Consider the following 18,317-nt stretch of genomic DNA (forward strand, 5'->3'; position numbering starts at 1 on the left):
GCACACCATGGCCCCGCGGCGACGCAACGTCCGGCGGCGGGGCATGGCGCGGGCGGGATCAGGGGGTGCGGAGAACATCTCTCCCTTGTACCGTCTTGGCCGCCTGGCTGATCTCCTCCATCGCGTCGTCCCGGATGCGCTCCATGGTGTCGACGTTCTGCTGGGTTCCGTCGGTGATGCCGACGATCGCATCCCGGATGGACTGGAGGGTCGCCTTCGCGTTCTCCCGTTCCTTGCGCTCCTGCGGCTTCATCTTCTTCGCGTACTCGTCGTCGTGGCCCGGCCAGGAGGAGGTCCCGATGATCTGGTCGAGGAACTCGGCCGTGATGTTCTTGGTGAACTCCGCGATCTCGGTCAGCTCCTCGATGCCGTTCTGCATCCGGTTCGGATCGCCGTAGTAGCGGTCGGACACGTCTACTCCTCGTCGTCCCTGAGCGCGTCCTGCCAGGGCGCGCGCTTCTCGGTCGGCTCCTTCTCGGCCGGCTGCTCCAGCACTTCGGGGCCGAAGAGCTTGGCCCAGTCCACGTCCAGCCCCGGCAACTCCGGTGTGTTCTGGCTTGCTTCGGTGAGCGGCGCCATGAGCTCCATGACATGGCGTTGCATACGGGTGCGCGCCTCCTGGGCCGCCTCCAACACGCTCGCCGCCAACTCCTGTGCCCCCATGCCACGGTACTTGCCGTCGAGGAACGTCAGATCGGTCAGCTCGCCCTGCGGACCGACGGTGGCGCGCACCGAGCGGTCCGAGGAGTAGGCGTCGAACGAGCTGTCCCGCAGCTCCCGTTCGGTGCGCGCGACCGCTTCCTCCGTGGCCTTGAGCTCGGCCTGCGCCTGCGCGATCCGCTGCTCCAACGACTCCGGCACGGTGCCCTCCTCTCTCACCGCCGCACCCCGTGCGCGGCCCTTTCCACCAACCCCCCTGTGCGGTCCGGGGGTCCGGACCGCGTGCCGTCGCACGGCGTGCGTCAGGTCATCGTCCGATGACCGCGGGCGCGCCGCCGTCGTCGGTACCCCAGACGTCCTCGTCCTCCTCCAGGTAGTCGCCCGAGGAGGTGGAGGTGCGCGGTGCCTCGGCGGACCCCTCGGACCCCTCGTTCTCCGTGCGTCCGCCGGTCGTCGCCGGACGCTGCGTCAGGAAGGTGTCCTCGTCCTCGCCGCGGCCCCAACCGCTGCGCCGCCGGCGTTGCCGCCGCTTGCTCTCCTCGGCGGCGTCGTGCAGGACGGCGCGCACCCGCTCGCTGTTCCCCTTGTCGCCCGCACCGCCGCCGCCCATACCGCCCATACCGCCCATGGGCGGCATCATCGGCGCGCCGCCGGCACCCGCGGGCTGTTGCCCGGCGCCCTGGCCGGACGTACCGCCACCGCCCGGGGCATCCGAGCCCGCCCCGCCGCCGTCCGCGCCGACGCCGTCGAAGAGCCCGTTCCCGGCGCTGGTCGACGCGGTGTTCCCCGGGAGGTCGGTGTCGAGCGACGACGTCGAGCCGCCTCCTCCGCCGCCACCGGCACCGTTGAGGTCGGGAACCTGCGTTTCGATGTCGCCGAGGTTCCCGGTGTTCCTGCTGCCGAGGCCGTCGAGACCGTCGAGTCCCCCGTTGCTGCCGGAGTTGAGCCCCGCGAGGTCCGTCGTCGTGGTGTTGCCCTCGGGGTCGGTGGTGGTGGCGATGTTGGTGTCCGGGTTGATCCGCTGGGTGGTGCCGTCGGGCCACTCCGTCGTCAACTGACCGTCCTTGAGGGACGTCGTGGAACCGTCCGGATTCTGCACGTTCGCTCCGTGCTTCAGGTCCGTCGTCGACTCGCCACCTGGCCCCGACGACGTCAACTCGCCCGAATCCGGATCGAATACCGACTGGCTGCCGTCCGGGAACGTGGTCGCGAGGTCCCCGCCCTCGGTCAGCGACGTCTGGCCGCCCGTCGGCGTCTCCAGCCCGTCGCCGCCGAGGCCGCCGCTGTTCAGACCGTCGAGGTTGCTCACCGACTCGGTGAGCGGCTGGTCGAGGTTGTTCCCGAGGTCGCCCAGGCCGCCGAGGCCGCCGTTCTCCTGCCCGCCGTTGAGACTGCCGAGGTTCTCCGTCGTCGTCTTGCCCTCGGGGTCCTTCGTCGTCGCCTCGCCGGTGTCCGGGTCGATGGACTGCGTGGTGCCGTCGGGCCACTCCGTCGTCAACTGACCGTCCTTGAGGGACGTCGTGGAACCGTCCGGGTTCAGCACGCTCGCACCGTGCTTCAGATCCGCCGTCGACTCCCCATCAGGGCCCGACGACGTCAACTCGCCCGTGTCCGGATCGAATACCGACTGGCTGCCGTCCGGGAAAGACGTCTCGAAGTTTCCGTCCCCCGTCAGCGAGGTCTGCCCGCCCGTCGGCGTCTCCAGGCCGGTGTCGCCGCCCGGGCCGCCGCCGTTCAGCCCTTCGAGCTTCGATAGCTGTTCGTCGACGTTGTTGTTGCGTTGATTCTGGTTGGGGGACTGGTTGGCGCCGCCGGGGCCGTTGAGCGCGCCCATGACGTGGGCGCCCGATTCCTGGTTCAGCCCGCCGCCGTTGTTTTCGCCGCCGTTGCCGAGGATGTCCTGACCGCCGAGGACGGATTCGGTGGAGGAGGTCGGCGGGCCCTCGTTCAGGTTGTCGAAGTTGAGCGTGCCGGGGCCCGCGTTACCGCCGTTCGAGCCGCCGAGGTCGTTGCCGCCGTTCAGGTTGTCGAAGTTGAGCGTGCCGGGGCCCGCGTTACCGCCGTTCAGGCCGCCGAGGTCGTTGCCGCCGTTCAGGTTGTCGAAGTTGAGCGTGCCGGGGCCGGCGTTGTTGCCGTTCAGGTTGCCGAGGCCCTCGTTGAGCTGCTCGTCGAACTCCTCCTGCATCTTGTCCATGTGGTCCTCGTACTTGTCCCGCTCTTTGTCGAAATTCTCCTCCTGTTCGTTCAACTGATCCTTGAACTCGTCCCGTTGGTCCTTCATGTCGTTCTTGAGGTCGTCGATCTGCTCCTTGTAGGCTTCCTCCTGCTTGTCGAGCTGTTCCTCGTAGCCGTCCTTCAGCTTGTCGATCTCTTTTTCGTAGTCCTCCTTCATCTTGTCGATTTCATCCTGTGCCTTGTCGTCCGAGTCGCCGCCCTTGTTGTTGTAGTCCTCGGACGCACTGCTCGTGGTCTTCGGCGTGGGCTGGTTGTCGGAGAAGTCGTCGCTCAGATCGGCGAAGCTGTTGTTGAGCTTGGACTGCAGGTCCCGGGAGGGCTCCCCGAGGTAGTCGTCGACCGCCGCGTTCCAGATCCGGACGGCCTCCTCGCCCACCTTCTTCCAGTTCTCCTTGTCCTCCAGGTCGCCGTACTTGGGGTGGGTGGTGGTGAAGCCGCCGTCCGTCTCCGCGCGCGTGGTGGTGATCGCCGGTCCGTACCCGCCCCAGGACGTCGTCGTGTGCAGTGTCACCTTCGAGACGTTGTTCTCGTCCACCCACACGGCCAACTGGTGCAGCACGTTGGCGAGCACCCGCAGCGGGTCGTAGTAGTCGGACTGAGCCCACTTCTTCCAGTGCCCGATCAGCTCGCCCGCGGTCTCCTTGACGTCCTTCTTCGCCTGCTGGAGCGCCTTGGCGTACACCGTGTTGCCCGAGCCCTCGCCGGTGCCCGATGTGGTGAAGGTGTCGACGTACCCCTCGTAGTTCTTGCGCGCCTTCTTCAGCAGGTTGACGAAGATGTCGGCGGACTCGCCCTTCCAGACCGCCTCATCCTTCGTGAGCGCGTCCTCCCAGCCCTTGATGGTCTCCGAGTGGTTCTCGAAGAACCGGGAGACCCGGTCGAAGGCGTTCGCGGTGTCGTCCAGGGAGTCGAGGTTGACCGGCTGGTCCTTCACCCGGGCGCTGTTGAAGACCACGCCGGAGGTGTCGCCGCGCTGCAGCGCCAACAGCGCGTCGCGCGGCCCGTTCATGTACTCGCGCAGCTTCTTCTGACTGAACTTGTCGTCGTTGTAGTCGCTGAACTCGGCCCCCTTGTCGACCGCGACGTCCGCGGCCGTGTCCGCCCCCGAGTTGTCCGTGAAGTTGGTTGTCCCGTCATCGCTCTGGCTGGAGCCCTCGAAGACGATGCGGGCCTGCTTCAGCTTCTTGCCGTCCTTGGTGAAGAACCAGATGTCGTAGTCCTGGTTCTTGTTGGTGTCGAGGCCGGTCTTCAGGACGGAGTTCACATCGTGTTCCTGGAAGTCCATCCGGAACAGCGGCCCGCCCTCGGGCGAGGTGAGGTCCTCGAACAGCTCGGACCGCGAGGGCATGGGGTAGCCGGTGATGTGGTGCAGGAACTTCGCCCAGACGTCGTCCTCGTCGGCGTCCGCCGCGAAGTTCTTCCAGTCCCCGCCGTAGTCCTTCGCATCCTCGTGGAGATCCTCGGAGTAGGAAGGGTTCTTGCCGTCGGCCACCGCTTGCCTTTCGGGTCGGGTCCGTCAACCGGAGCACAGGCGTGGGAGCCTGCCCGCGGTCTCAGTCGTCGTCTTCGCTTCCCGAGGAGAAGGTGCCGTCCAGCCCTGAGAAGTTCTGCAGGAGTGTTTGCGCGTCGATGGAGTCCATGTTGTCCTGCTTGGTCTTCTCCATCTTCTCGATCGTCTCGTCCAGGCCGTCCTTGAGCTCCTCGAAGAACTCCTCCTGGTCCTTGAGGAGTTTGGCCATGGCACCGCCCGTCTTCTTCATCGCCTTTTCCAGCGTCTGCCCGTTGACCAGATCGCTCTCCTTGACCATGGGCCCGAGTTGGAGCGCCTGGTGCTCCTTGTCGAGGTTGTCCCCCGTGTTGTGCTTGTCGTCCACAAGCTTGCCCAGCGGCGGCACACCGCCGTCGTCCTCCTCGCGGCACTTGCGGATGGCCTTCAGCACGTCTTCCACGTCGTGGTCGCGGAAGTTGCGTAGCTGCTGGAGATTCATGTGGGTGAGGTCGGCCACGGGAGTCCTTCTCTCGCTAGCGGTCTTCACGAAAAACACGGCCCCGAGCGCCCCGAGTCGGCGCCGCCCGGAAAAGTCGGGCGGCGCCGGTACGGGGCTCACGGGGCCGAGGGCAGCGGAGCCGGCCAAGGGCCGCCGTACGGACGCGGTTGTGCGGAGCGGCTCAGCGCGGGGTGACCTCGGACCAACCCTGGGCGCCGGAACGCTCGTCCCGCTGGTGGTTCTGCGCGACCTCCTGCAGCAGGTCCTGGTTCTTCGTCAGCAGCATCTGCATCTGGTCGACGGCGCCGTTCCACTTCGCCTGGGCCTGCTCGTACGCCGCCCGGTCGTCACCGTTCCATCCCTCCCTGAGGGCCTTGAGCTCCTCGTCGAGGGAGTGCAGTGTGTCCTTGATGGCCTTGGTCTGCGCCACGATGTCCATCGCGGCGTTCTCCACCTCGGAGTAGTGGACGTCGATGATTCCGTCGGTCAGGTTGCCGGCATCGGAACCCGGAGCGTTGGTCAGCGGCATGCTGGACACCTTTCTCGTACCTGAGCGTCGGAGGGAAAGCCGTGCGCGGCGGGCCGACTCCCTCCCGTGACGCGGAACACAGTGCGGGGGCTGCTACTAGGTGAGGGAGCTGAAAATGTTCTCCGCCGTCAGGTTCGTGTGCTGTTGGATTCGGGCCTGGTGATCCTGCGAGAGATTCCTGGCCGCCGCGTGGTTCTTCTCGAGTTCCTGCGTCATCGTGTTGATCTGCTTGATGATCTCCTGCGCCTGCCTGTCCCAGGCGTTGAAAAGGTTCCGAAAAGCCTGGCCCTCGTCACCGTTGACGCCGAGCACGACGGACTGAACGTTGTTCCGAATCTTCTGCACACCGTCACCGGCAGCACCCAGCGCCATCGCGCCACTGCGTACTGCCTGGTCTCCCATCAAGCGACCGCCGGACACGGAGCCTCCTCAGTTCGTCAAACTCCAGGTTCTGTACAACTACTGATGCTAGAGAGACATTGGGTCAATGTGCAACGCCGCATCAGGTCGGATCGGCTCGCACCGACTTGGCTACATTTTCGCGGCAACACCGTTACGTACAAGTTGCATTACCTCGCCGGCGCCGCCCAAGACGGTGCCGCCAGGCCGGCCGCCACGGATTCCGGCACCCTTTGCCGCACCTGCGTCCGACATCACCAACACCCTCCCGTCTACTAAAGGGAACTATGTGAATTCAGCCCGACAGCTTGCTCGATGTCCTTTTTCTGCGCTTCGCACGAGGGTGTACTGACCCGCGGTTCGGCAGCCCCCTTCGCCGCCTGCTCGTCCAGATCGGAGCCGGTCGGCAGGGTGGCGAGCAGGGGCGCCGGGACGGAGCCGACGTCCTTGGGCTGATAGCCCAACGCCTCCAACTCCGCCGCCGATCGGACCTGGTACTTCACCCCGTTCTCGGTCACCAGGTACACGGCACCGCCGTGCGCACCGCCGCTCGCGTTCAACGCCCGTACGAGCGCCCCGTGTCCGGGCCGCAGCACACTCGCCTCCGCGCGCACGCACGGCGTGGCCAACGTGCCGGCCGGGAGCCGGGGGACGGCCACCGGGTGCAGCTCGGTGAGGCGCACGATTGCACTGCTGATCCGCACTCCCTTGGTACCACCCTCCACTTCGGCGCACACCGCGCTCCCCCGCGGGACCGTGCGCAGCTTGGGGGGCGCAGTGGGCAGCTCGTCCGAACCGGCCGTGGCGGCGGAGCCCTTCGCACGGTGCTGGCGCAGAGCGTCCGCTCCGACGGTGCGCGCCTTGGGGGACTCGCCGGCATAGGCACGCTGCTGGGTGGCCGGATCGCCCAGCACCAACGCCGCCCCGGTACGGGTGAGTTCGGCGAGGCCGTCGTCGCGGAGCAAGTAGTAGCCGCTGGTGCTGCTGCCGGGGACGGCCACCTTGAACACCTGGCCGATCCGGGTGGCGGCGCCGCCCAGCTCCGGCCCGCTCGCGCCGCGGCCGGGCACGTCGGGCGGCGCCAACTCGGGCCCCGGAGCCAGCGCGTTGAGGAAGGCCGCGGAGACGGGCACGGGTGTGTGCGAGCCGTAGCCCAGGGCGTTCCGCGCCTGCGCGTCTTGATCGAGCGGCAGCCTGCTGCCCCGCCACACCAGGTACTCCTGCTTGTCCGGGCCGCGCACGAGGACGGCGCCGTTCTCCTCGACCGCCTCCGTCGCGACGGGCGCCCCGGCGACCACGGTGGTGGCACCCGGCTTGTCGACGACGCTCTCCCCACCGGACGACGTACGCGGAAGCGCTCCGCTCGGGCCGGTGACGCAGAGGTGCCAGGGATCGTCGTCGAGTTCGTCGCTTCCGGGCACGCTGTCGGGAGCGCCGGGGATGCCGACCGGCGAGCCGACCGGGGTGCCGCGCAGTGAGTTGGTGCCGACGTCCGTGGTGTCCAGGTCGGGGCCGCCGATCAGCCGGGCGGAGGCGTAGTTGCGTACGGGGTGCAGGGCGCCCTCCGTGTAGAGGTAGCGGGCGCCGGTGTCGTGGTTGACGACGAGGTTCTCACCGGAGCGCCAGGAGTCGTTGCCGCCGGGGCGGAGCAGGCCGAAGACCGTCGCGCCGGCGGCGACCAGCAACGTCGCCAGCAGACCGAACAACACCCCCCGCGTGGTCCGTCCGTGCGGACTCTCGGGGGCGTCGGGGGAAGCGAGCAACAGCCCCGTGCTGAGGCGGCCCATGACGAAGCTGTGGGCCTGGACCTGGTCCCGTTTCGACTGCACTGCCTGTCCTGTTCTTCTCGTCGCTACTCGTCACCTGATCCGACGGCACGGCTCAGCCGAACAACCCCCGCAGCCAGCCGAACAGACCCACGACCCACAGCCCCAGCGGCAACAGCGCCACGGCGGTCAGGGTGTGCGCGAGCTCCGCCGCACGCCCCCAGTACGGCAGTACCCGGCGGCCCGGGATCGTCCAGGCCGCAAGCGCCAACACCGCGCCGACAGCGAGGAGTACACCGAAGACGATCGGCACCGGACCCCCCTCGGCCCAAGCCACCGCGAGCAGCAACAGCCCGGCCGCCCCCGGCAGCACCAGCGTGAGCCGCTGGCCCACATGTCCCAGACCGTTGGCGTGCAGCAGCATCAGGAGCGAGAGCACGGTGGCGAAGAGGGTCTCGGCCACTCCGGGGTGCCGGGTGAGCGGCACCAGCGCCGCCATGGCGACGACCCCTGTCGCCGCGAAGAGGGCGGTGACCCACTGCCCCGCCAACTCCGTGCGTGCGGCCACCTCGTCGCCGTTGAAGGGTTCGATCCCCTCCTGTAGCTGCTGCGCGTTGGCGGGGAGCGGCGGCATCCGCATCCCGGCGAGCTTGAACGCCATCGCCGGCACGAAGCCGGCGCTCAGCGCGACCACCGAGACGACGAGCGCCGAAGCCGCTTGCGCAGCGAACCCGGCGTACGCCATCAGGACCCCGGCGACGGCGCTCACCACCGAGACGACGGCGGTGGCCAGCAGCGCCGGAGCGCCAACTGCCGTCGCGGCCAAGGCGAAGACGGCGCCCCCTGCGGCGGCCGCGCCCGCGGCGAGCAACCGCGCGCCCAGCACCTTCGTGGCGTCGGGCCCGGAGAGCTCGCCGCCGGGCAGCATCCAGCCGGCGAACGCGAAGCACGGGGCCACCATGAACCCCAGGGTCTCGGCGGTCAGTCGGTCGCCGACGGCGCGGCTCGCCGTGCCCGCGCCGGCGAGGAGCAGCACCCCTGCGACACCGGCGCAGAGCACCCGGGTCCGGTTCGGCGTCCCCGGGAGGGATATGAGCACCAGGGCGCCGAGGACGGCGAGCACCACCATGCCGACGAGGAACGCGCGGGCGGCCGTCGGGCTCCAGTCGTGCAGGCGCTTGCCTGCGGTGTCGGCGATGCCGTCCACCAGGTCGTCCAGGCGCGGCTCCGGCAACGCCTCGGTGTGCGGCCGCAGATAGAGCACCGAGCCGTCGACGAGTCCGGCCTGCGCCAGCGTCGTCTCCTCGTCCAGCGGTGCCTCACCGAGGCGTTGGAGGGTCCAGCCCGCGTGGTCGAGTCCGGCTTCGGCGGCTTCCTCGCCGACGAAGCGCAGCAGTGTCGGGAGGAGATCCGCCACCGGGACGTCGGAGGGGACGGCCAGGTCGATCGACACGGTCGGCGCACGGACGGTGAGGCGGCACAGGTCGGCCGCGACGCTGTCGGTCATGTTCTGAACTCTCGTCTCCCGGTGGTGGGGTGCAAAGGCGAGGGCGCAGCCGCCCGTTGCTCCTGGTGCCGAGGTGGTCGACGCCCTCGGGCGCGGAGTTGATCGGCACGCGCGGGCGCCGGCTCTGTCGGCTCACGACGCCTCCGGCCCTTTCGGCACCGGGCGGGGTGTGGCGGAACGGACGGACGGGGCATGGGGATTCGCTGTCCAACAATTTGTATTGTGGTCAGAGGCTTTGTGGTCAGTGTTCCCACGGACACGCGCCGTGGGAGGACGACGAGTATCGTGACGGGTTCCCCCTGAATCCCGGGCACTCTGTTCGAACCGTCCTATTGCAGAGTACCCCCCGCCGTCGCGTGGTCGTCGCGGGGCCTCAAGATGGGCGTATGGCACTGCCCGTTCCCCTCGTGGATGCCCCGGATTTTTCACGGGAATTTCACAGGCCGGCCGCAGACCTGAAACTCTGCCCATCATTGGCCGTACCGCCGATACCGGCGAATCGGACGACGCTGAAAAATTACGCACACAGCAGGAGGACCTTCCCTTGAGCGTGGTTCTTTTTCGCCGGCCCGCCCGTCGCCGCGGGCCGGAAATGCCCGAGGGGCAGTTGAGCCTCCAGGAGCCACCGGCCCTCGCCGAGAGCGTCCCCGACACGTCGTCGTTCTGGACCTACCTGCCGATGGCGCTGATGTCGCTGTCGATGATGATGATGATGCTCCGCATGGGCGGCGGCAGCGGCGGCACCTTCATGTACCTGGCCATGGGGATGATGATGCTCGCCGCATCCGCCATGCTCGTCGGCCAGTTCATGCGGAAGTCCAGCGAACGCAAACAACGCCTCAAGGGTGAGCGCAGGGACTACCTGCGCTACCTCACGCAGATGCGCAAGCAGGTCAAGCAGACCATCGCCGAACAGCAGCGCGCGCTCGCCTGGCGGCACCCGGAGCCCGCCTCGCTGCGCTCCCTGGTCGGCACCACCCGGCTGTGGGAACGCCGCCCGGACCACGAGGACTTCGGCGAGGTGCGGCTCGCGATCGGCGAACAGCAGCTCGCCGTCACGCTCACGCCCGTCTCCACCCGTCCCGTGGAGGACCTGGAGCCGCTGTGCGCCCACGCGTTGCGACGGTTCATCCGTGCGTACTCCACCGTTCCCGACCAACCCATCGGCCTCTACCTGCGGTCCTCGGCACGGGTGATGCTGCGCGGCGAGGACGAGAGCCTGCGGGACCTGGTGCGGGCGATGCTCTGCCAACTCGCCGTCTTCCACGCCCCGGAGGACCTGTGGATCGCGGTCTGCGCGGCGGACGAGCGGCGCGGTGCGTGGGAATGGGTCAAGTGGCTCCCCCACGCGCTGCACCCGCACGAGGAGGACGGCGCGGGCCCCGTGCGTCGCATCACCTCCGACGTGGCGGAGTTGGACGACCTGCTCGGCCCCGAGTTCGCCGAACGCCCGTCGTTCGAGCAGGACGCGGTGCCCGGCAGGGAGGAGCCGTACGTCGTGGTGATCCTGGACGGCGTGACGATGCCGCCGGACCACCGCTGGGGTGGCCCGGGCTTCCGGAACGCCGTCCTCGTCGACCTGGCGGAGAGCCTGGAATGGCGTCCGGGACGCAATACGCTGCGCCTCGCGGTCGACGCCGAGGAGGTCGGCCTCGTACGCACCGACCGCAGCCGCAAGGAGCGCACCACCGCGCTGGGCGCGCCGGACCGGGTGGGCGCCGTCGCGGCCGAATCGCTCGCCAGGCTGATCTCTGCCTCGCGGATCAACGTCGGCGCCGACATCGCCCAACCGCTCGACAGCGAGACCGAGTTGACGACCCTGCTCGGCATACCCGACCTGCGCCGCCACGTGCCGCAGACGCTGTGGGACAAGCACACGGGCGCCGCGCGGCTACGGGTGCCGATCGCGGTCGGCGCCGACGGCCGCCCCGTCGAACTGGACATCAAGGAGTCCGCTCAGGGCGGCATGGGCCCGCACGGGATGCTGATCGGCGCGACCGGGTCAGGCAAGAGCGAGCTGCTGCGCACCCTGGTGCTCGGGCTCGCCCTCACCAACTCCTCGGAGGCGCTCAACTTCGTCCTCGTCGACTTCAAGGGCGGCGCCACCTTCCTCGGGCTGGACTCCCTGCCGCACACCTCCGCCGTCATCACCAACCTCGCGGACGAAGTCGCCCTGGTGGAGCGGATGCAGGACGCCATCCACGGTGAACTGCTGCGGCGCCAGGAACTGCTGCGCGCCGCCGGCAACTACACCTCGGCGCTGGAGTACGAGCGGGCACGCGCGCAGGGAGCCGACCTGGACCCGCTGCCCAGCCTCTTCGTCGTGGTGGACGAGTTCAGCGAACTCCTCGCCGCGCACCGGGAGTTCATGGACCTCTTCGTGATGATCGGACGGCTCGGCCGCTCCCTCGGGGTACATCTGCTGCTCGCCTCCCAGCGCCTCGACGAGGGCCGTATGCACCAGTTGGAGAGCCACCTCTCCTACCGGGTCGGGCTGCGCACCTTCTCCGCCATGGAGTCGCGCGGGGTCCTCGGGGTCCCGGACGCCTACCAGTTGCCTGCCCAACCGGGCAGCGGGTTCCTCAAGTCCGGTGTGGAGTCGCTGCTGCGGTTCCGCGCCGCCTACTCCTCCGGCACCTACAAGCAGCGCGCCAGCAACGCCGTTCGTGCCCGGGTCGCCAGCCAGGTGGTGCCCTGGACCAGCAACTGGGTGGTGCCCCGCAGCCTCCCGCAGACCGTGCCGGAGCCGCAGCCCGAGGAGGAGGCGGAGGGCACCGAACAGACGCTGCTCGACGTGGCGGTCGACCGTCTGCACGACGCGGGGCCGCCCGCGCACCAGGTGTGGCTGCCGCCGCTGGACGCGCCGTCGGCGCTGGACGAGCTGCTGGGCGGGGTGCGCACCGACGCCGAACGCGGACTGACCGGCGCCGACTGGCCCACCGGCAACCTGCGCGTGCCGGTGGGCATCGTGGATAAGCCGTTCGAGCAGCGGCGCGATCCGCTCGTCGTGGACCTGTCCGGGAGCGGCGGCCACGTGGCGATCGCGGGCGGCTCCCAGAGCGGGAAGTCCACCCTGACCCGTACGCTGATCTCCTCGCTCGCGCTCACCCACACCGCGCGCGAAGTGCAGTTCTACTGCCTGGACTTCGGCGGCGGCGGGCTCTCCCAGTTCAACGGGCTGCCGCACGTCAGCGGCGTCGCGGCCCGGCTCGACCCCGAGCGCGTCAACCGGACCGTCTCCGAGGTGATGGGGCTGCTCGCCTGGCGGGAGCAGTTCTTCGTGGACCACACCGTCGAATCCATGTCCTCCTACCGTCGTCGCCGCGCCGCCGGGGAGTTTCCCGAGGACAAGCACGGCGACGTGTTCCTCGTCGTGGACGGCTGGGCCACGGTGCGGCAGGACTACGACGGGCTGCTGCCGAAGTTCAACGAGCTCGCGGCGCGCGGCCTCAACTACGGCATCCACCTGGTGATCGCCACCACCCGCTGGGTGGAGCTCTCGGCCGCGATCCGCGACCAGGCAGCGACGCGGCTGGAGTTGCGCATGGGCGACCCGCTCGACTCGGAGATCAACACCCGCAAGGCCCGGGACGTGCCGCACGCCGGCGGTCGCGGACTGACCGCCGACAGCAAGCTCCACTTCCTCGCGGCGCTTCCCCGCGTCGACGGGCAGGGGAGCGTGGACGACCTCGCCGTGGGCGTCGGGGAGTTCGTCGCCAAGGCCGCCGCCGCCTGGCAGGGAGAGGCGGCGCCGAAGGTCCGCATGCTGCCCCAACGGCTGCCGGCCGCCGAGCTGCCGGAGCCGGTGGCCACCGAGGGCGGCGGGATGAAGCTCGCCCTCGGCCTGGACCAGGAGGGGCTGAACCCCGTGTGGCACGACTTCAGCCGCACGCCCCACCTGGTGGTCGTCGGCGACACGGAGAGCGGGAAGACCAACGTGCTGCGGCGGATGGCCGAGGCGATCGCCGCGCAGTACACGCCCGACGAGGCGAAGTTGATCGTCGTCGACTACCGCAGGGAGCTCGTGGAGGCCGTACCCGAGGAGCACCGCCTCGCGCACGTCGTCTCGCTGGACAACCTCAAGGACACGGTGAACGGCGTCGCCCGGGCGATGCAGACCCGCCGTCCGGGCCCCGAGATCGCACCGGCCCGGATGCGGCAGTGCGACTGGTGGACGGGACCCCGGCTGTTCATCCTCGTCGACGACTACGACCTGGTGGCCGGCAACTCCTTCCAGAGCCCCTTCGAGGAGGTCTTCGACGACCTGCCGCTCGGCTTCGAGGTCGGCCTCCACCTCGTCGTCGCACGCAGCGCGATGGGCGCCGGACGCGGCCTCAACGAGGCGCTGCTGCGACGGCTGGACGAGAACAACAACCCGGCGCTGCTGATGTCCTGTCCGCCCTCGGAGGGCTACATGTTCGGGAACATCAAGCCCCGCAACCTGCCGCCGGGCCGCGCGCTGCACATCGCCCGCCGCCGGGCGAACCTGATGCAGCTCGGGATGGCCGCCGAGGAGGAGGCGGAGGAGAGCTGAGGCGCCCGCGGCCCGCCGCCTGCGGCCTCGCTGCGGTCGGCGGCGCCGGGGCGGCCCGCCGGCGCCACCGCGACCGGGTCAGCGGCGGCGCGGCCGCACGGGACGCGGGCCACCGCCGCGCGCACGGGACACCGCGAACGCCACCCACGCCACCACGAGCAGCGCCGCGCCACCGCCCAGGCCGAGCACCAGGGCCCGGTGCGCGGCGCCGTCGGCGTCCGAGGTGTCCCGCAGGGTCACCGGGTCCGGCGCGCCCCCGCCCGCCGCGCGCGCCCCGTCGTCCGCCACGCCGGTGACGGCGGCGTACGGGTCGAGCTGGGGAACGCTGCCGGGGTAGGCGGTCGTCAGGAGCCGACGGGCGACGGCGTCCGGGGACTCCTTCGGGTGCTCGGCGCGTACCAGTGCCGCCGCACCGCCGACGAAGCCGGCCGCGAGCGAGGCCCCCTCGCCGAGGTAACTCCCCTTCCCCTTGGCCCCGTTGGCGACGACGTCGACTCCGGGCGCCGCCAGGTCGGCTTCCGGAGTTCGCAGCGCGTCCTCCGGGCGGCCGCCGTCGGAGTCCATCTCGACGACGGAGAGCACACCGGGTTCCGCCGCCGGCCAGTACCGTCGGCTCGGCGGCGGCTCGTCCGTCGAGCGCGCCGGCGGATCGGGAGCGGCGGCGGCCACCACGAGCACGCCTGCCGCCCTCGCCTCCCGCACCGACTGGGCCACGCGCTGGTTGCGCTGCTCCAAAGCGACCGAGACCACCGCCACCTCGACGCGCGCCGCCACGGCCGCGTCGAGCGCGGCGGCGACCCTGCCGGCGTCCGGCTCCCCGTGTGCGTCCGTGCCCCGCAAGCCCAACACCCGTGCCTCGGGGGCGAGTCCACCGAGGTCGACGTCGCCTGCGGCGGCGCCCGCCACCAGTCCGGCGACGAACGTGCCGTGGCCGACGCAGTCCCCCGCGTCGCTCCCGGACGCCACCCGGCCACCGAACTGCCCGGCGGTCGGGGCGATCCCGGTGTCGACGACGGCGACGGTCGTGCCCGCGCCCCCGCCGCGGGACCTGAGCTTGTTCAGGTCGAGTCGCTGCCGCGCCCAGTCCTGCCGCTTCGCCGGCACCGTGGAAGCGGGGGTGCAGTCGGGGCTCGCCCCGGGATCGATGCGCGAAGGCATCGCGGGGAGCTTCTGCCCCTCCTCCGCACGTTGCTCGCCCGGTGCGGGAGAGGACCCCAGGAGCAGCGCCACGACGGCGAGTCCGGACACCGTCGCCGAGCGGCGCCCACGAGCGCTCACGCGGACGCCCTGGGAGTCGTCTCCAGGTCCTCCGGCAGCAGCAGTCTCAGATCGTCCAGGGTGGGCGAGGCGAGTGCACTGAGCCTGCCCGCCTGGCGGGTGACCATCGACTCGACGATCTGCCGGGCGAGCCGCGCGTTTCCGAAGGTGCGGTCCCGCGGCAGCGCGTCGAAGTGGCCCTTGAGCAACGCACCGGTGCCGGCGGCGCATTCGTACCCCATGGCCTCCGCCTGGGCCCGCACGATCGTGACCAACTCCTCGGAGGAGTAGTCGGGGAAGGCGATCCGGCGTGTGAACCGGGAGGAGAGGCCCGGGTTGGAGGAGAGGAAGTGCTCCATCTCGTCGGTGTAGCCGGCGACGATCACGGCGATCTCGTCGCGGTGGTCCTCCATCAGCTTCAACAGCGTGTCGACGGCCTCCTGGCCGAAGTCGTTCCCGCCGCCGGACGGCGTGAGCGTGTACGCCTCGTCGACGAAGAGCACCCCGCCCTTCGCCCGGTCGAAGACCTCCGTCGTGAGCTGCGCGGTGTGCCCGACGTACCGCCCGACGAGGTCGGCGCGGGAGACCTCCACCAACTGCCCGCTGCTGAGGACCCCCAACTGCACCAGGATCTCCCCGTAGAGCCGGGCCACGGTGGTCTTGCCGGTGCCGGGCGGCCCGGTGAAGACCAGGTGGTGGCTGATCGACGGCACCGGCAGGCCGGCCTTCGCCCGCTGCCGGGAGGTGGTGAGCAGGTTCACCAGGTTGGTGACGTCCTGCTTGACCTCCGCGAGACCCACCATGTCGCCGAGGCTGGCGAGCGGGTCCGGGCGGTCGGACGCCTCCGTTTCGACGGCCGCCGAGGCGGAGACGTCCTCCGGCAGCAGCAGCCGCAGTTCGTGCTCGTCGACCTTGGCCTGGGAGGCGAGTCGCATCGCCTGCCGGTCCACCATCTCCTCGAACACCCCGCGCGCGGCACGGCCGTTGCCGAATCCGGCGTCCCGCGGCATCCGCGTGAAGTGCGTCGCCAACGCCTCGCTGGTGCCCTCGCCGAGCTCGTACTGGTGCGCGGCGCACATGCTCTCCATGATCTGGATGAGCTCCTCGACGGTGTAGTTCTCGAACTCCACCGTGCGCGAGAACCGGGAGGCGAGGCCCGGGTTGGAACCGAGGAAGTCCGTCATCTCCTCGGAGTAGCCGGCGACGATCACGACGACGTCGTCCCTGTGGTCCTCCATCAGCTTCAGCAGCGTGTCCACGGCCTCTCTGCCGAAGTCCGCGCCGCCGTGGCCGCCGTCCGAGGTGAGCGCGTACGCCTCGTCGATGAACAGGACGCCGCCGAGCGCCCGGTTGAAGGTCTCCGTCGCCTTGATCGCTGTGCCGCCGACCACCTGCGCGACCAGGTCCGCGCGCGAGACCTCGACGAGGTGGCCGCTGCGCAGCGACCCCAACTCCGCGAGAATCGCGCCGTAGAGCCGCGCCACGGTCGTCTTGCCGGTGCCGGGCGGGCCCGCGAAGACCAGGTGACGGCTCATCGGCGGCGCGGACATGCCCAACTGCTCCCGGCGCTGCGCGAGTTGCGTCAGGTTCACCAGGGTGCGCACCTGTTGCTTGACGTTCTCCAGCCCGATCAGGTCGTTGAGCTCGGCGAGCGGACCGGCGTCCCTGGTGGGCTGGCCCTCCTCGGCGGCGCCTGTGCCGGCGGGGTCCGTGTTCTCGGCGTCGCCCGTGCCCCAGGCGTCGCGCTTGCCGTTGTCGATGCTCGACAGCCCCTCCACCGCGAGGCGTTCGCCGACGGCCGTCTGCACCAGGCCGGCACCCGTGTTCTCCCGCGCCGTGCAGTTCAGCAGCGAGACCGGCTGCGTCGACTCCACCCGGAAGCCGTCCTTCTGACCGCTGCTCGCCTCGCAGGTGTTCAACGAGCCCAGGCTGCCCTCCCGCAGCAGGAAACCGTGCCCGGTGCAGGCGTGCGCCGTACTGCGGCTGGCGATGCACTCGCCGCCCTGCGCCACCACGAACCCGTCCGTCGCCGCCGCCTTCACCCGCACGTCACGCGCGGTGAGATTGCCGCCCTCCTCGACGAGCACACCGGCCGCACCGCTCTCCGAGACGCCGCTGTCCGCGAAGTAGAACGTCGCGCCGGAGCCGACGCGTATCCCCGCTTCCGTCGGACGGACGATCTCGCACTCCTCCGCCCGGCCCCGAGCGTTCTCCAGCGCGCTGATCCCGTCGCCGGACGCCTCGACCAACCGCGTACGGCGCAGCATCGGGTTGGCACCGCCGCGCACCGCGACGGCGGGAGCGCCGCCGATCACCTCCAGCCGGTCCAACTCGGCCGCCGAGTCCTCCTCCAGGAGCACCGCGGGTCCCTCGCAGTCCCGCACGGTGAGTCCGACGAGCGCCGGTGAGGCCGCACCCGCGACGCGCACCCCCGCGCCCTGCGCGGAGTCCACCCAGCAGTCCTCCAGCGTGCCGCGCGCGTTGGCGGTGACGAGCACGCCGCCGCCGCGGGTCCTGGAGGTGCGGCACCGGCGCAGCATCGGGTCGGTGCCCTCGGCGAGGACGAGGCCGAGCGCGGACGCACCGGTGACCCGGACGTCCTCCAGCGTGGTGCGGGCACCGCTGGTGATGTGGACACCGGTGCTGGTGTCGTGGACTACCGAGCGCACGACCTTGGTGGTGCAGCGGTCCTCCAACGCCACCGACGGCTTGTCGGTCGAGGAGATGTCGCAGTCCTCCACCGTGCCCCGCGCCTGCCCGTTGGCGAGCAGCCCGTTGCCCCGTGCGTCCCTGATCGTGCAGTCCCTGATGCGGGCGTCGCCCTGCTCCGCGAGCACCACGCCGCTCGTCGCCACGTGTTGGACGGTGCAGGACTCGACGGAGCTCTCCGAGGCCGACATCACGACGACCCCGGCGCCGCCGCGCGGGTTGCTCACCCGGCAGTCGCGCAGCGCCAACGCCCCCGAGCCCGCGGCCAGCAGCGCCGTCCACGCGGCGCCTGTGATCTCGCAGCCGTCCAACGCCGCCTGCCCGCGCCGCACGTCGACCGTGGGCTGCTCGGCGTCCTTCCCGTGCAGCGTCAGCTCGGTGAGCATCACCGCGTCGGTGCGCAGCGACAGCGCGCTTCCCGAGTCCGGGCATATCTCGACCGAACCGCGGCCCTCCGCCGCGGTGATGGTGACCCGGGTGTGGATCATCAGGTTCTCGACGTAGGTCCCCGGCGTGACGCTGATCACCGCCCCGACGCGAGCCGCGGCCAGCGCCGCTGAGATGGTGGGGTAGCGGTCGGTGTCCCGGGAACCGACCGTCAGTACCTGACGCGACACGCACGAACCTCCTTGCCTGAGCGGCGCGTTGCCCGACGGAGCCCCACGGCGGGGAGTCTCCACGGTCCGATCATGTCAGGAGGACTCCGACCGGCGACGCGCGGCCATGCGTTGCC

The 18,317-nt window shown here is 70.3% G+C and carries 11 protein-coding genes; 1 reads left to right on the top strand and 10 read right to left on the bottom strand.

Translation table 11 applies throughout. From position 1 onward, the window contains the following. Positions 1–58 precede the first annotated feature (58 nt). From F603_RS0107920 to eccD, 8 genes are all read right to left on the bottom strand, one after another. The gene (locus tag F603_RS0107920) at positions 59–412 is read right to left on the bottom strand and encodes a hypothetical protein (RefSeq protein WP_019545474.1); all 354 of its coding nucleotides are present in this window, start codon (positions 410–412) and stop codon (positions 59–61) included. 2 nt (positions 413–414) lie between these two features. Then, positions 415–861, bottom strand: a complete 447-nt coding sequence (locus F603_RS0107925; protein ID WP_019545475.1) for a YbaB/EbfC family nucleoid-associated protein — start codon at positions 859–861, stop codon at positions 415–417. Positions 862–967: 106 nt separating this feature from the next. Continuing rightward, a complete protein-coding gene (locus F603_RS0107930; RefSeq protein WP_020700611.1) occupies positions 968–4,387 on the bottom strand; it encodes an AAWKG family protein in 3,420 nt (1,139 codons plus the stop codon). Positions 4,388–4,448: 61 nt separating this feature from the next. Next, positions 4,449–4,901, bottom strand: a complete 453-nt coding sequence (locus tag F603_RS0107935) for a type VII secretion system-associated protein (protein ID WP_019545476.1) — start codon at positions 4,899–4,901, stop codon at positions 4,449–4,451. 163 nt (positions 4,902–5,064) lie between these two features. After that, a complete protein-coding gene (locus F603_RS0107940; protein WP_019545477.1) occupies positions 5,065–5,412 on the bottom strand; it encodes a WXG100 family type VII secretion target in 348 nt (115 codons plus the stop codon). Positions 5,413–5,508: 96 nt separating this feature from the next. Next, positions 5,509–5,832: a hypothetical protein gene (locus F603_RS0107945; protein WP_245600711.1), complete on the bottom strand. Its 324-nt coding sequence runs from the start codon at positions 5,830–5,832 to the stop codon at positions 5,509–5,511. A 254-nt stretch (positions 5,833–6,086) separates the two neighbouring features. Next, a complete protein-coding gene (eccB, locus tag F603_RS0107950; protein WP_019545479.1) occupies positions 6,087–7,640 on the bottom strand; it encodes a type VII secretion protein EccB in 1,554 nt (517 codons plus the stop codon). Between the two features lie 52 nt (positions 7,641–7,692). Beyond that, complete coding sequence (gene eccD / locus F603_RS0107955) at positions 7,693–9,084, bottom strand: type VII secretion integral membrane protein EccD (RefSeq protein ID WP_019545480.1); 1,392 nt, start codon at positions 9,082–9,084, stop codon at positions 7,693–7,695. A 592-nt stretch (positions 9,085–9,676) separates the two neighbouring features. Here eccD and F603_RS0107960 point away from each other — a divergent pair. Further along, positions 9,677–13,618, top strand: coding sequence for a type VII secretion protein EccC (locus F603_RS0107960; RefSeq protein WP_019545481.1), 3,942 nt, complete (start codon positions 9,677–9,679; stop codon positions 13,616–13,618). A gap of 78 nt (positions 13,619–13,696) precedes the next feature. Here the strand turns inward: F603_RS0107960 and F603_RS0107965 are convergent, their stop codons facing one another. After that, complete coding sequence (locus tag F603_RS0107965) at positions 13,697–14,896, bottom strand: S8 family serine peptidase (RefSeq protein ID WP_245600712.1); 1,200 nt, start codon at positions 14,894–14,896, stop codon at positions 13,697–13,699. Then, positions 14,893–18,201, bottom strand: a complete 3,309-nt coding sequence (locus F603_RS0107970; RefSeq protein WP_019545483.1) for a right-handed parallel beta-helix repeat-containing protein — start codon at positions 18,199–18,201, stop codon at positions 14,893–14,895. Before F603_RS0107970 ends, F603_RS0107965 begins: the two co-directional genes overlap by 4 nt. Positions 18,202–18,317 lie beyond the last annotated feature (116 nt).

Origin of the sequence: Streptomyces sulphureus DSM 40104 (assembly GCF_000381025.1) — a bacterium.
GTDB classification, from domain to species: domain Bacteria; phylum Actinomycetota; class Actinomycetes; order Streptomycetales; family Streptomycetaceae; genus Streptomyces; species Streptomyces sulphureus.